The 13,314-nt window shown below is 48.0% G+C and carries 12 protein-coding genes and 1 pseudogene; 6 read left to right on the top strand and 7 right to left on the bottom strand.

Going from position 1 to position 13,314, the window contains the following annotated elements:
- Positions 1–4: 4 nt before the first annotated feature.
- Both BCY86_RS09770 and guaA read right to left on the bottom strand, forming a co-directional pair.
- On the bottom strand, positions 5–160 hold the full coding sequence (locus tag BCY86_RS09770) for a hypothetical protein (protein ID WP_156865098.1): 156 nt from the start codon (positions 158–160) through the stop codon (positions 5–7).
- Between the two features lie 100 nt (positions 161–260).
- A complete protein-coding gene (guaA, locus tag BCY86_RS05465; RefSeq protein ID WP_075276832.1) occupies positions 261–1,814 on the bottom strand; it encodes a glutamine-hydrolyzing GMP synthase in 1,554 nt (517 codons plus the stop codon).
- On the opposite strand from guaA, the gene dut reads away from it, so the two are divergent.
- Complete coding sequence (dut, locus tag BCY86_RS05460; RefSeq protein ID WP_275935818.1) at positions 1,806–2,306, top strand: dUTP diphosphatase; 501 nt, start codon at positions 1,806–1,808, stop codon at positions 2,304–2,306. The two genes, guaA and dut, sit on opposite strands and share 9 nt — an antisense overlap.
- A gap of 9 nt (positions 2,307–2,315) precedes the next feature.
- Here the strand turns inward: dut and BCY86_RS05455 are convergent, their stop codons facing one another.
- Together BCY86_RS05455 and BCY86_RS05450 are read right to left on the bottom strand one after the other, a co-directional pair.
- The gene (locus BCY86_RS05455) at positions 2,316–3,806 is read right to left on the bottom strand and encodes a sigma-54-dependent transcriptional regulator (protein ID WP_245776201.1); all 1,491 of its coding nucleotides are present in this window, start codon (positions 3,804–3,806) and stop codon (positions 2,316–2,318) included.
- On the bottom strand, positions 3,787–4,695 hold the full coding sequence (locus tag BCY86_RS05450; protein WP_075276830.1) for an outer membrane protein assembly factor BamD: 909 nt from the start codon (positions 4,693–4,695) through the stop codon (positions 3,787–3,789). The genes BCY86_RS05455 and BCY86_RS05450 overlap by 20 nt, the downstream gene beginning before the upstream one ends.
- A gap of 89 nt (positions 4,696–4,784) precedes the next feature.
- Here BCY86_RS05450 and greA point away from each other — a divergent pair, with 89 nt between their 5' ends.
- The 5 genes from greA (at position 4,785) to BCY86_RS05425 (ending at position 10,958) form a co-directional block, all read left to right on the top strand.
- Positions 4,785–5,258: a transcription elongation factor GreA gene (gene greA / locus BCY86_RS05445; RefSeq protein WP_075276829.1), complete on the top strand. Its 474-nt coding sequence runs from the start codon at positions 4,785–4,787 to the stop codon at positions 5,256–5,258.
- Positions 5,259–5,267: 9 nt separating this feature from the next.
- Complete coding sequence (locus BCY86_RS05440; RefSeq protein WP_156865097.1) at positions 5,268–8,321, top strand: sulfatase-like hydrolase/transferase; 3,054 nt, start codon at positions 5,268–5,270, stop codon at positions 8,319–8,321.
- A gap of 65 nt (positions 8,322–8,386) precedes the next feature.
- A complete protein-coding gene (locus tag BCY86_RS05435; protein WP_075276827.1) occupies positions 8,387–9,364 on the top strand; it encodes a YfgM family protein in 978 nt (325 codons plus the stop codon).
- On the top strand, positions 9,361–10,671 hold the full coding sequence (locus BCY86_RS05430) for an outer membrane protein assembly factor BamB family protein (RefSeq protein ID WP_075276826.1): 1,311 nt from the start codon (positions 9,361–9,363) through the stop codon (positions 10,669–10,671). The genes BCY86_RS05435 and BCY86_RS05430 overlap by 4 nt, the downstream gene beginning before the upstream one ends.
- A 50-nt stretch (positions 10,672–10,721) precedes the next feature.
- On the top strand, positions 10,722–10,958 hold the full coding sequence (locus BCY86_RS05425) for a hypothetical protein (RefSeq protein ID WP_075276825.1): 237 nt from the start codon (positions 10,722–10,724) through the stop codon (positions 10,956–10,958).
- On the opposite strand, the pseudogene BCY86_RS10610 reads toward BCY86_RS05425, so the two are convergent.
- The 3 genes and pseudogenes from BCY86_RS10610 to BCY86_RS05405 all read right to left on the bottom strand — a co-directional run bounded on the left by BCY86_RS10610 (position 10,952) and on the right by BCY86_RS05405 (position 13,312).
- Positions 10,952–11,404: pseudogene (locus tag BCY86_RS10610) on the bottom strand (glycoside hydrolase family 3 N-terminal domain-containing protein). The gene BCY86_RS05425 and the pseudogene BCY86_RS10610 sit on opposite strands and share 7 nt — an antisense overlap.
- Before the next feature lie 10 nt (positions 11,405–11,414).
- Positions 11,415–11,753, bottom strand: coding sequence for a glycoside hydrolase family 3 N-terminal domain-containing protein (locus BCY86_RS10605; RefSeq protein WP_075276824.1), 339 nt, complete (start codon positions 11,751–11,753; stop codon positions 11,415–11,417).
- A gap of 59 nt (positions 11,754–11,812) precedes the next feature.
- On the bottom strand, positions 11,813–13,312 hold the full coding sequence (locus BCY86_RS05405; RefSeq protein WP_075276823.1) for a carboxypeptidase regulatory-like domain-containing protein: 1,500 nt from the start codon (positions 13,310–13,312) through the stop codon (positions 11,813–11,815).
- Between the last annotated feature and the right edge of the window lie 2 nt (positions 13,313–13,314).

Below are 13,314 nucleotides of genomic sequence, written 5' to 3'. Positions count from 1 at the left end.
GAAATTAATTCTTGGCAGCCAGGGAAGATACCCCTTTGCGATCGATGACGTCTTGGAAACCACAGCGTAAACGAGCTGCTCGCTTGATACGCTTGGCCTTCTGAGGCTTGCCAAGCCATTCATGTCGTTTTTTCATGTTCCAAATTGCACGATTTGCCATCGACTTATTCTCATTCAGAAGTGTGTTGATGTTTTTAGATGACTACACATCACAGCATAAAGGAAGAAAAGGCGCACGTCAAGCCTTACCGACTACTTATTTATTCCCATTCGATGGTTGCGGGAGGTTTTGAGGAGATATCGTAAACTACTCGATTAATCCCGCGAATCTCATTGATGATACGTGTGGAGATCCGTTCAAGTATCTCGTGCGGAAGTCTCGCCCAGTTTGCGGTCATGCCGTCTGTCGATTGAACAGCTCGCAAAGCACAAACTTCTTCGTAGGTACGCTCGTCTCCCATGACCCCCACGGTACGCACAGGCAAAAGAATACAAAAGCTTTGCCAGAGAGAAGAATAGAGACCTGCAGCTTTCATCTCTTCATCTACAATCGCGTCTGCTGCTCTCAAGATATGGAGGCGGGTTCGGTTAACTTCTCCGATGCAGCGAATGGCGAGACCTGGACCGGGGAAGGGATGCCGTTCGAGCAGCTCACTTGTGAGACCAAGTGTTGCGCCAGCTTGACGGACTTCGTCTTTGAACAATTCGCGCAATGGTTCAATCAGCGTGAAATGCATGCGTTCTGGAAGTCCACCGACGTTATGATGATTTTTGATGATAGCGCTTGGACCTTTCAACGAGACGCTTTCGATGACGTCTGGATAGAGCGTCCCTTGCACGAGATAGTGCGCTCCCTTGATCTTGGTGGCCTCTTCTTCAAAGAGCTCAATGAAGACTTTGCCAATGATTTTTCTCTTTTGTTCTGGGTCGGTAATCCCTTCAAGGGCAGTAAGAAAGCGGTCCTCTGCGCGGACGGCGTGAAATTGGAAGTTGAAGTGATTTTGGAGTGTGGTGATCACTTTTTCTGCTTCTCCTAAACGGAGCAATCCGGTGTCGATAAAGATGCAGGTCAAGCGATCGCCGATCGCCTGATGGCATAGCATGGCTGCTACCGATGAATCGACCCCTCCAGAGAGGGCGCAGATGGCGCGTTCATGATGAGCTACGGTATTACGCACTTTTTGGATAGCCTCTTTTGTGAAGACAGAAGGGGTCCAGTCGGGTGTTAATTGGGCGACATCGAACAGAAAGGAAGCCAGGATCTGAGTCCCTTGAGGCGTGTGAACCACTTCTGGATGAAATTGGACTCCATAGATCTTCTTTTCCAGATTGCCTATCACGCAAAAAGGGGTGCTTTCTGTTTTGGCTAGCTGAATATAGCCGGGAGGTAGAGCGGTGATCTGATCCCCGTGGGACGTCCACACATCGAGCGATTGACCTTGAGAGAATCGCTGTAGGATCCCGAGAGGCTCCTGTACAACAATCCGAGCGGTTCCAAATTCTCTGCGAGAGGTTAGCTCTACTTTCCCTCCGAGTTGGTGAGCGATCAGTTGCATCCCGTAGCAGATGCCTAGGATCGGTATGTTTAATTCAAGCCAGTAAGGATAGAAAGGGGGAGCTCCTTCGTCGTATACGCTGGATGGTCCACCAGATAAGATCAGGGCAGCGGGATTGAGACTGCGGATTTTTTCTTGGGAGAGAGTAGAAGGATGAATTTCGCAATAGACCCCTTGTTCGCGTATTCGTCTGGCGATCAGTTGAGTATATTGCGATCCAAAATCGAGAATGAGAACAAATTGACCAGAATGAGACATACAAGGAATATTAGCATGCCGAATGACACGCGGGTAAAGACTATCCACCACCTTCACGTTTTAATTCAGCGAGTAGGACCTGTTGAGGTTCCTTGGCCCCGTTATCAGACAGAAGGATCGGCTGGTATGGATCTCCAGGCAGCTCTTCAGAAGCCAGTTCTCCTCCAGCCAGGGAAACGCGTGCGGGTTCCTACCGGCATTGCTCTCGCTTTGCCTCATGGGTTTGAAGGGCAGGTGAGACCGCGTTCCGGGCTTGCTGCAAATCATGGGGTTACGCTCCTCAATTCCCCTGGCACAATTGACTCAGATTTCCGTGGGATGATTGAAGTACTTTTAATCCATCTAGGAGAGACCCCTTTCTCAATCGCCCCGCTTGAGCGTATCGCGCAACTGGTCGTTACACCTTTCTTTCAGGTCGAATGGATACCGACGGAGTGTCTTCCTTCTACTTCAAGAGGGGTTGGTGGATATGGCTCTACTGGTTTGCATTAAGGAGGACCTTCAGTCTTTTCCTCGCTCGATTCCAAACTGCCGCATTTTTTTGTGGAGGTGAGTGCGTTCGATGCCTAGTCGCAGAGAAGCCCGGGAGATGTTCCATTCGCAGTGGTGTAATGTCTCGAGGATATAGCTTCGCTCTGCATGTTCTCGGAAAGCTCGCAGTGTCATCGCACTGGTGGGTTCAGAGAGGTGAGTGGAAGAGGGGGGGAGATCTGCTTCAGTGGGTTGTGGGAATAAGCTTTCGGGGCTCTCTTGTTGCAGATCGCTTTGATGAAAGAAAAAAGGACTATCTGGAAGCTCAGCAATGATAGATTGATCGTGCGCTACAATAGCCATATGTTCTACAAGATTTTTGAGCTCTCGTACATTACCAGGCCATTTGCGCTGACATAGGGCTTGCAGCACAACAGGGTGAAATTCTTTCGCTTTTGTCCCATTTTCTCGACAGAAAGCTTGCAAAAAAGCTTGAGCGAGAAGAGGGATGTCCTCTACCCTTTCCCGAAGAGAGGGGCAGTGAATGGGGAAGACATGGAGGCGAAAGAAGAGATCTTCTCGAAACTTGCCTTTTTCTACCTCTTGCAACAAATTTTTGTTGGTTGCAGCTAATACTCGCACGTCGACATGCATCCCTTGCTCACTTCCTACTCGTAGGATCTCACCAGATTGAAGTGCACGAAGGACTTTTGCTTGCGCGACCAGATCCATATCTCCGATCTCATCTAGAAAGAGAGTACCGCGATGGGCTTGCTCAAACAATCCGCGCTTGCGGTGCTGTGCTCCTGTAAAAGCCCCCTTTTCATGTCCAAACAACTCGCTTTCAATTAGCTCTCGGGGGATTGCGGCACAATTGACCCGGATAAAAGGGCCTTCTGCACGTGAGCTCAACCTGTGGAGCGCGCGAGAGACTAACTCTTTCCCTGTACCGCTTTCTCCCGTGATCAATACGCTTGCTTTTGTTGGAGCAACCTTTTCGATATCCTTTAAAAGCTTGTGCATCGGTGCACTCTGACCCAGCAATTCGTATCGTTGTGCTTCGACAATGGACACTTGTTTGAGCATATTTTTGGCTCGTGTGGATTCGAGCACATTGTGAAGGCTGACCAGGATCCTTTCTCGTGTGAGCGGTTTTTCAATAAAATCACTCGCTCCTAATTTGATCGCTACAACAGCGTCGTGAACAGTGGCATGTCCGCTCATGACGAGAAAAGGGATGTGTTTCGTGGCCTCGTCCTTTTTAATCCGTTGAATGACTTCCAAACCTCCTATGTCTGGAAGTTTGACATCGAAGATGGCAACGTCCACGCTCGTGCTTGGACTGGATAAGAGAGTAAGCGCTGTATGACTACTTTCTGCGGTCAATACATGATAACCTTCCCCCTCAAGAATCAATTGGAGAGTTCGGCGAATATTCTTTTCGTCATCCACAATAAGGACGGTTTTAGCACTTGGAGAATCCAGAAAAGGATCGTGTGGATTAAGGGGATAAGAGACCACGTTCCCTCATCGATTGCAGATAGTGATTGGCTTGTTCTACTAGCCTGTTTTCGGGACGAGATTGACGCAGTATAGAAAAGGCAGATTGAGCCTCCTGCCATTGGTGTGTCCAGAGGTAGACCTCTCCTAGCAGGAGGAGCACTTCCGCACTGGCATTGGAAATTGGGGTTAATGAATGAGCGGATGGAAGAGGGGGATCTTTCGGATTCGGTTGCGATTTTAAGGGGGGATCGCCGTAAGTCTGCAAAGCATATTTCAGGCGTGAAATGGCTGCAGTATAATTCGATTTATCTAGGTAAAAGTGGGCAACTGCAATTTCATGTTGAATGAGTCGCTCGGTCACTTGAGCGAAAAGGGCTTGCATATGCTGGTAATGAGCCGTCTTGGGATAGTCCTGAAGATAAGCGCAAAGCTCTTTATACGTGTCCAGCACTCCCCCTTGATCTCTTTCTTCGTTGGATGGGAGGAACAAGGAATCCTCAATCTGATGGTATTGGGATTCTACGATCTGTCTCCGTGCATATTCCACTTCTTCAGTTTCTGTGGAGTGCAAGTAGATAAACTGACGGTATTGAGCAAGTGCCTCGATGTATTTTTCTTGTTCGAACTCGATATCAGCGAGCCGCAACTCTGCTAACCGTGCATATCGGGAGTAGGGGAATCGCTTTTTAACATCGGTTAGCAACGTTTGAGCTTCTATCCATTCGTGTTGGTGGAACTGCTCCATTGCTTTTTCATAAGCTTTTTCTGCTTGATCTCGATTCGGAGAAGGGGAAGAAGGGTGTGATGCTTGTGGGTGGCAAGAACATAGGAGCAATAAACAGAGAGAAAAAGGTACCTTCCAGCTCGTTTTTTGTATTGAGAGTAGAGATAGAATAGGTCGTCTCATGGTTGTTCTTGCAAGCGTTTTGGTTGCCCCTCTCTAACACCTAGTTTTACAATTTTTTGAACAGGGTATACAAAAAGAGTAAACACACGATGGAAAAAAATCCAATCTCTCCAACAGGCTTTGCCAGGTTACGCGAAGAGTTGCAGCATTTGCGCTCTGTAGAAAGACCGTCCATTATTACTGCGATTGCTGCTGCGCGTGAACACGGCGATTTGAGTGAAAATGCGGAGTATCATGCCGCCAGAGAAAAACAATCGTTCATTGAGGGGCGCATTAAGGAGCTTGAAGAAAAACTCAGCCGTTCTGAAGTGATCGATCCCGCACAGGTAAAGGGATCAAGAGTTGCCTTCGGAGCTACTGTAAAGCTCTACAATACAGACACGGAAGAGATCACTGTGTACAAGATCCTCGGGGCGGACGAGTCAGATGTCAATCAAGGGATTTTAAGTATCTCGAGCCCTCTTGCTCGAGCTCTGGTCGGCAAAGAGGTAGGGGATAAGGTGACGATACGGACACCGGGTGGAGCTCGAGCCTACGAAATTCTGGAACTCCTTTACCTATGAATTCTTTTGTTGAGTTTGAACGGAATCCCTTCTAAAGCGCTTTCCTACCTCAAGTCTGCGGGTTGTGTGTGGAGAGCTTGGCTGTTTCTTTTGATGGCGGAGACTCTGCTTGTTCTATTCCTCGCAAGCCCTTATTTTATAGGGATTTGGGAAATGGAAGGAGTCGTGTTATACGCTTTTCCACTGGCAGCCCTCATCAGCTTGCCATTCGTTCCTATCGCAGTTGCGTGGGCTCGTGAAGTACAACGTGCTCCTTCCTCTTTAAAAACCAGGCTCCTTCTTGGGATAACCAGCAGTTTGGTCGGAGGCTCGATCGCGTATGGTGTTTCTTCTGGTCGACATTTTGCTCATCTCGAGCTCCGGCTCCTTTTTGTGATAACAATCGGGGGAATTTCCGGTGGAATGGGGGGGTGGTTGCTCCCTTTTTTAACCGAACGCTTTCTTGGCTCATGGGGGTTTCGTTGGGCTGGTTTTTTCTTAGCTGCCGCGAGTTGGTCAGCAGACCGATGGATGCTCCCTCGACTCTATCCTTCTTTTCATCATGGGCTTTTACTCTGTACACTTGCCAGCGTAGGCTTGGTAGATGCCTTAAGAGGCAGACCTTATCCGAAAGCACAAGAGAGCACTCTTCAAAGGAAATGCTCTTTCTCGCTTGGAATCATCGTGTGGATGGGCTTTCTTCTGCTCTGGTCCCCTCATGCTTTGCGACGACTGACATCATACGATCACCTCCGTTTTATCCTCGCTGAGCAAGCTCCTATACTCGGTCGAGTGGCTATTTTGATTTCTCGAGAAGACCGTTCATTGCTGCAGGACATTCCTGTGAGTGATGAGGGTTCTCAGGGAGGGGGATCCCGTGTGCTGGACTGGCAAGGTCAGAATATTGTTCTGATCACAGTCGATGCCTTGCGTGCGGATCATCTTTCTTCTTATGGTTATGAACGATCTACTACCCCTTCTCTGGATGCATTAGCGCTACAGGGGGCTCGATTTGAACATGCTTATTGCGCAACCCCGCATACTTCCTATTCGATTGCTTCGTTGATGACGAGTAAGTACATGCGCCCTTTAATCGAGATGGGATTGGGGACTGACTCAGAGACATGGGCTGGATATTTACGTCTCTATGGTTATCGAACAGCTGCGTTCTATCCTCCTGCAGTGTTCTTTGTGGACGAAGAGCGCTTTACTTGGCTCCGCGATCGCGGGCTTGATTTTGAGTATCGTAAGGTTGAATTTGCTTCTGCTGAACTCCGTTTGCAACAGGTGGACGATTATCTTAAAATGGCTGAGCCTGATCATCCTCTGTTTCTGTGGGTTCATCTGTTCGAACCTCATGAGCCTTACATCATGCACCCGAAACATCTGTTTGGAGATCAGCTTAACCCTCGTCCTGTGGATGCATACGACAGTGAGATCGCTGTTTCTGATGAATTGATAGGAAAAATGGTTGATCGGATCCGTGCTGATCGACCCAATACAGTATTTTTGATCACAGCGGATCACGGGGAAGAGTTCGGGGAACACGGAGGGCGTTACCACGGCTCTACGGTGTATGAAGAACAGGTTAGAGTCCCTTTGCTGCTCATTGGACCTGGCATCGAACCGCAAACAGTCTTTTCCGTGGTTCAAGTCATCGATTTGCTCCCCACAGTACTCTCTGCTTTAGGGGCCCCCAAACCTGCTCGGATTCGAGGCCGAGACATTAGCTCCCTTCTTTACTCTTCTACTCAGAATGTACCTGAGCGACAGGAGCTCGGATTTGCTTTTGTAGAGACTGAAGGAACTGCACTGCTTGCTCAAGGAACAGCTCGTTTGATCTGTCATTGGAATGTCTCGACATGTTCTCTCTACCACCTGGAGCGCGATCCTAACGAATTGAAAGATGTTTCTTCAAGCTATCCCGATGAATTTCATCAGCTATCCCAGCGTATGCGATTCACTCGCAGAAGCCATGGACACTACGAGCAATTACCTCATTTTTTAGCTTCCGATGCGGTTCGCTTGAGTCTCCAAGGGGATAAGCAAGAACTGGAGATGATTCTTCATCTTCTGAAAAAAGGTGATCTCGAACAGAGAAAAAGAGCGGCTGAGGTGTTATTTAAAATGCATGAGTCATCTGTTCGCGATAAGATTCAAACGATTTTCGAGCAAGAGCCGAATGAAGAAGTTCGGCAGTGGGAAGCTTTAATATTGGTTCGCATGGGTTCTTCTTCTTCTTTAATGGCACGGGAATTGATAAATCATCCGCAGTTGGAGTGGAGGCGCCGCGCTGCGCTTGCGTTTGGAGAGCAGGGAGATCCGAGGGGGAAGCAAGAACTCATCAAGTGGTGGGAAGAAGTAAAAACGAAGCTCGATACAAAAGAAGCTGAAGAGTTGAGCAAAGTCTTCGCCGTGCTCCATTTAAAAATGGCTGTTCCTTTGTTGATCCGAGCTCTTGAAGAAGTCAGATGGCGTCCATTTATAGCAGAAGCTCTAGGGGAGATCAAAGATCAACAGGCTGCGCAACCTTTGCTTGAGATTTTCTCAAAAGAGGAATATACAAGGGCTCGTCTCTCTGAAGCGAAAGCTCTTATTCAATTGGGAATGAGTAAGAAAATGTTTCCTCCTCTTGCTTCTTTTGCAGGACTCGATGATCCGATGCTGGAAGCCATTTTATTTGCTCGAGAGGCTCATCTCTTAACTGAAGATAAGGGAGGATGGTCTTATTCTGGTCCCTCCTCACAAAAAAAGAAGTTACTTCAAACGCGTTTAAGAGTAGATTCCTCTCTACCTTATCATAGACTTTTCGTGCTCTTGGGTGATCCCCAAGCAACGCTTCAAGTATCTCTTAATCACTCCTTCCTTAACATGGAACAACACGGAACTGTGTGGTTTGCGAATGTAAATCAGCTTCCATCAGTTTTGTCAATTCAGGTGGAAGTAATCTCCTCTTCTTCGATTGAAGCGCTGTGGATTGTGCCTCGGCATTCACACACGATCGATGGTGCTTCTGAGACTGAAGTTAAGGAGAATGCAATCAAGGAACAGGTGTCCTCTCCTCATTTAGGCATGCAGCATTGACCGGGAGGGAAAAGAAAAATAGGGTACAGCCATTTGTCTTTCCAGATTAGAAGAAGGAGCGCATTTTGCCTCAGAAGTTAAATTTATTATCTGATTTTGAATCTCCTGAGCTAAGCACAGTATCTTCTGCTCACTTGCCTTCTGATCCACTCTTTGATTACCTACTTCAAGGGCTGCGTTGGATCAGAAAGCGCCGTGCTATTGTGATCAGTGGGGCGGTTGCGATCGGAGTTGCTCTTTTGGCGTTGGTTTCTTATCTCTATGTTAGCCAAAAAAAAGAGGCGCAGGCTGTACTCCAGTTAACGAAATCCATGCAACTCTTGAATACACCTCTAGAGGATAAAAGAGGGGAGAGACGCACTCTAACTTCATCTGTACCCTCTTTTAAAACATTCGAAGAACGAAGAGCGGCTGCACTCAAGGCTTATCGCCGTTTGGAAGCTCAGTTCTCTTCTACTGCTGCTGCGAAGCTTGCACGGTTGCATGAAGCGTCTCTGCTATTGGATATGCGCTATCCTCAGGAGGCTATCCTCGCTTTTCTTGAGGTGAGGAATTCTGTGCTGGCGCAGTTGGATAAGGAGATCTATGGGCGAGCCGTGGAGGGGCTTGGGTTTGCTTATGAGCTTCAAAGCCGTGTAGAAAAGCAATCAGATGCAATGAACTCTGCGCTGGCGGCCTTTCGCGAGCTGGAGACGATCGATAGCAAAGGGTTTAAGGAGCTCGGTCTGTATCATCAAGCGCGTTGTTATGAGACCCAAGGGGATATAGAGAAAGCAAAAGCGCTCTTATGGGATGTTTATCACCGCACCCATCAATCCACGGAAACAGCAGGGCTCTTTGTCTATCTTAAACGGGTTGTTGAAGCAAAACTGAGGGTTCTCGATCCGGAAGTCTTCTCCGCGTTATACAAAAAGGAAGGTGGAGGGAAGAGTCTGACGCAAGCCCAACTGAATCAGCTGCTTAAGCAGATCGAAAAGCCGGTTTCTCCCCAATCTTCAGGAAGTGAAGGTGTGCCAGCTGCTCCAAAACAGCGCAGTCCATGAGAAAAAAAACTCTTTCCATTTTGATTTCATGGTGTATCGCAGGATGCAATGTTCATCCCCGCGCTTACGACTACCTAAATCCTGATGTACCTTTATGGTTCCATCGGCCTGATGGATCGATGCATGTGTTTTTACGTCACCCGATCACAGCGGCTGAACGCAAAAAAGGGGAGGAAGAAGAGCGGGGGCAACCTGCGATCGATCCGCGAGGGAATCGGATCTTTGTCGGATCTTCTGATCGTGGACTGTATGCAGTTGCAGCGAGCGATGGTCATGTGCTTTGGCGTTTTGAGACAGTTGGCTTAGTGCGGGCGGAGCCTCTCTATGATCCCGTCTCAGATATGGTTTTCTTTGGTTCTTATGATGGGGCTCTGTACGCTGTTAGAGCCCAGGATGGAGGGCTTCTCTGGCGTTTTAATACAGGGGCAGAAGTCGAGAGAAAACCGGTTATCTCCGGTCAGACGATTTATGTTGTGAATGGTTCAGATCAGTTGTTCGCGATTGACCGAAAGACAGGAAAGTCTTTGTGGCAGGTCCGTCGGACTCCTGCATTGGGAATGGAGATTGCTCGACATGCGGGCCCTCTCGTGGCACAAGGAAAAGTCTTTCTTGCCTATTCTGATGGTCATGTAATGGCTTATTCGGCACAAGATGGCTCTGAGGTCTGGACTCCTGTCGATCTTTCCCTCGATTTAGAACGGACAGGTGTTAATGACCCTACACGTTGTTTAGATGTGGATACGACGCCTGTAATCGATCCGGATTTTCCTGAAAACTCTCCTGTTTTTGTGGCCAGTTATGGAGGGGGGGTGTATGCGCTCAACTCCAATAGCGGGAGCCGTCTCTGGGTGAACCATCACGCGACAGGAGTTACGGAACTAATGCTCTGGAAGGAGCGTGCCCACTTGCCGACCTCTTTTGGTCCTGAACGGGGGGGTGGAGTGGTTTCAGAGCGTAAGGTGCTGTTTGCTGTCAGTTCGATGACGGGAGTGTGGGCGCTTCATCCTGAGACCGGTGCTATTCTCTGGAGAGCTCCAGCTCCGGAAGGGGGGCTCTCAGGGATGGTGAGTGTTGCGGGCGCCCTTTTAATCGGTGCTCCAAGACGTGGTCTTTTTCTCTTATCTCCGTTGAATGGGAAAGTGATTGACGGCATTCATGTTGGAACAGGAATCACGCAGACACCTAGTGTTTATGGTCATCGCGTATTTGTGATGACGAATAGCGGGATTCTTTTAGGGATTCAGGTCAATCCGCAACTGTTAGCAGAGCACACTGCTTGGACCTCGAATCGGGAACAATCGTTCTAGTTTTGAAAGAGAAAACCTTTTCATTTTCTTTCTAGAGGGGGGATGCTCCCATGCAAAAAGCGAGGGGAGATCCTTCTCTGAAGCAGGCTGAGGGGGATAGTACGTGCGGAGGCGATGGTTTCGATGCACACCCTGTTCGCATCGTGCTCGAAACAGTGCATTTTTTTTCTGCTTGCTTCAAAAATGCTTGGTGTACATTCATTTGTTCTTCTTCGCTTGAGCAGATCAGAAGCATATCGCAACCTGCTTCTGTTGCTAAAATTGCTGTTTCACTAATAGATCATTGAGAGGTGGTGGCTTTTATTTCAAGATCGTCGGAAGAAGCAATGCCTTTAAAACTAAATTGATCCTTTGATAAAGGGGTTAGAAGGATGCGCGATAAGGTTGCGGGGAGATAAGGATCGAGCGAAGAACAGATGACATGAGCCATCATAAGAGAATGGAACGCCTGTTGTAATAGCAGCTTGGAAAGGTACGAACTCCATAGCTTCTAGTTCAATGGGAGAAAAGTCGACAAAAGGGAGATGGATATGAGACCTTTGAACGTGTTGTTATGTCCAGGGAAATGTTTTCCACATGACGCAATCCCCCCTTTTTCGATCCCTTTAACGAATGCAAGCCCAGAAGAGCTCGCAGAAGCTGGTATTATTCCGAAAGATCGGTCTCCAATGACTTGATTTTGAGGATTGGAACAGATATCCAGGACAGGGGCGAAATTGATATTGAATCCGATCGCTTTTGATTCAGTCGCCTGAATTCCTGTTGGTTGTTCGATGAGGAGAGGATCCTGTGGATGTTAATTGGGCTGCGCTCGGCATCCGTAGGGCGAGTGAGTTAATCCGTGTCCCTCGTCCCCCTTCTTGATCAATTCCTAGAAGAAGGGAAGGTAAATCAGAAGGACTATTGTTGTGAAGAGTCTGTGTCACATGGAGAATCACCTTGAGTTCCATTGTTTCTTGTTTACAGTGTCTCAAGTTGCGCCGGAAAAGAATAACACCGCCGAATCCAGTTTGTTGAAGGCAACGCAGAAAAAAAGGGAAAGGGGTTCTCCTTGAAGCCCTGCGACGAGTAGCTAGCTGCATACAGCTGCAAGAGGAAACATCGAACCTCTCTGTTTGGAAAGGGTTGAGAAGGGGGAAAATTATTCGCGTAATTTCACTGCTGCTGTTTTAGTTTCTCCTGGTTTTAAGGTGATAGTCATTGTTTTTTGGATCCCTTCTTCTTTGTTCGTGAATAAGATCGTATGCGAGCCTGGAGATACCGTGAGGTTCAGCTTGGGGGTATTTCCTAACGATTTGCCATCTAATTGGATGAGAGCTGGGGGGATTGAATTGATGTTTAAGAAAGATACATTTTTATCGGCCTGGGTGGAGGTAGAGATATTGCCTTCGTCTTGGGAGGACGTGTCGTCATCGCTGTCTTCTTCTTGCTCTGTGTGTTTTGTGCGATGGTGATAATGTTTAGTATTTTCTTCACGGCTAGTAGAGGTCAGGGCGAGAGAAATGACTTTTTCTGCTTGTCCATCTTCGAAAGAAATGTTTTGTTCGAAGGGATCATACCCTTTTTTCCGCGCTTCGATCCGATAGCGCTGATCGGGTTTGAGCTCAATAGAAAAAGGGAATGTATGAATGATTTTCTTTTGTTTTCCTAGAAAGAGAAATACTCTGGCTCCTGGAGTGCCCAGTTGAAGGGTGAGTTTTCCTTGAATCACCTTGGGATTGAGTACCACTTCTTCAATGGTGCCTTCCTGGAGCAGAATCTTTTTTTCTACTGGCTCGTAACGCTCTCCTGCTTCAAAGCGAATGGTGTGTGAGCCAGGGCTTAGTGGGTAAGGCTCTTGAGGAATTCCGGTTACTGTTTGTCCATCTATGGAAAGTTGGCCTGAGGAGAGAGAGGTACGGAACTGTAACCCGCTGAGAGCTAACTGAACCATAGAAAAATCGACAATGGTCGCATTTCCCACTTGTACCGTTATTATTTTGGCAGGGTGTGGTTGATAACCTTTTGCTTCCACTTCCAAAATATGTTCGCCAGGGGGTATATTCTTGAGTGTACAGGGTGTGGTCTGGCACACTAATTTATTTTTATCCAATAAGACTGTTAGATTGGAAATCGCGCTTCCCCCTTTGCTGTCGCTTGCGCTTAAGTTGATCTCACCCCCTTGGTTTAGCCATATTCGCAGGGCTCCCATGGCTATCAAAAGGGTGAGCGTGATCAGCCCCCCCCCCACCAACCGTTTTTTCTTTTTGAGAGATGTAGTCCCCATCGCAGATTCCTTCTGGACATGAGCAGCTGTTTGGGAGGGGAGATATGCACGTGGGTCTTGTCGCTTTCTCAGATCGTTTGGCGAGATGGGGGAATGGAGAATTTCAGATTTAGATGGGCTTTGATTTGGCTTGTTTGGATTAGCCTCCCATTCGATAGGGAGAGGGATAGGAGCTGCGATGGTCTCTTCGAGGAGGGAAGACTGCATGTGCTCTTCTTGAACTGGAGGTGGTATGACAGAAGGTTCCAGTTCATCAGCCAGATGGATGGATGGTGCAGGATCAGAGACTTTGGATGCTTCCGACCGAATAGGGGGTGAAGGCTTTTCTGGTTGATGGGGGGGAGGAGGAACAGGGGAACGCTTCTTTGTGTTCATTT

The organism is Pajaroellobacter abortibovis (genome assembly GCF_001931505.1).
GTDB lineage: Bacteria > Myxococcota_A > Polyangia > Polyangiales > Polyangiaceae > Pajaroellobacter > Pajaroellobacter abortibovis.
Note: the sequence above shows the minus strand (reverse complement) of the source record. Positions and strands in the feature narration are given on the sequence as shown.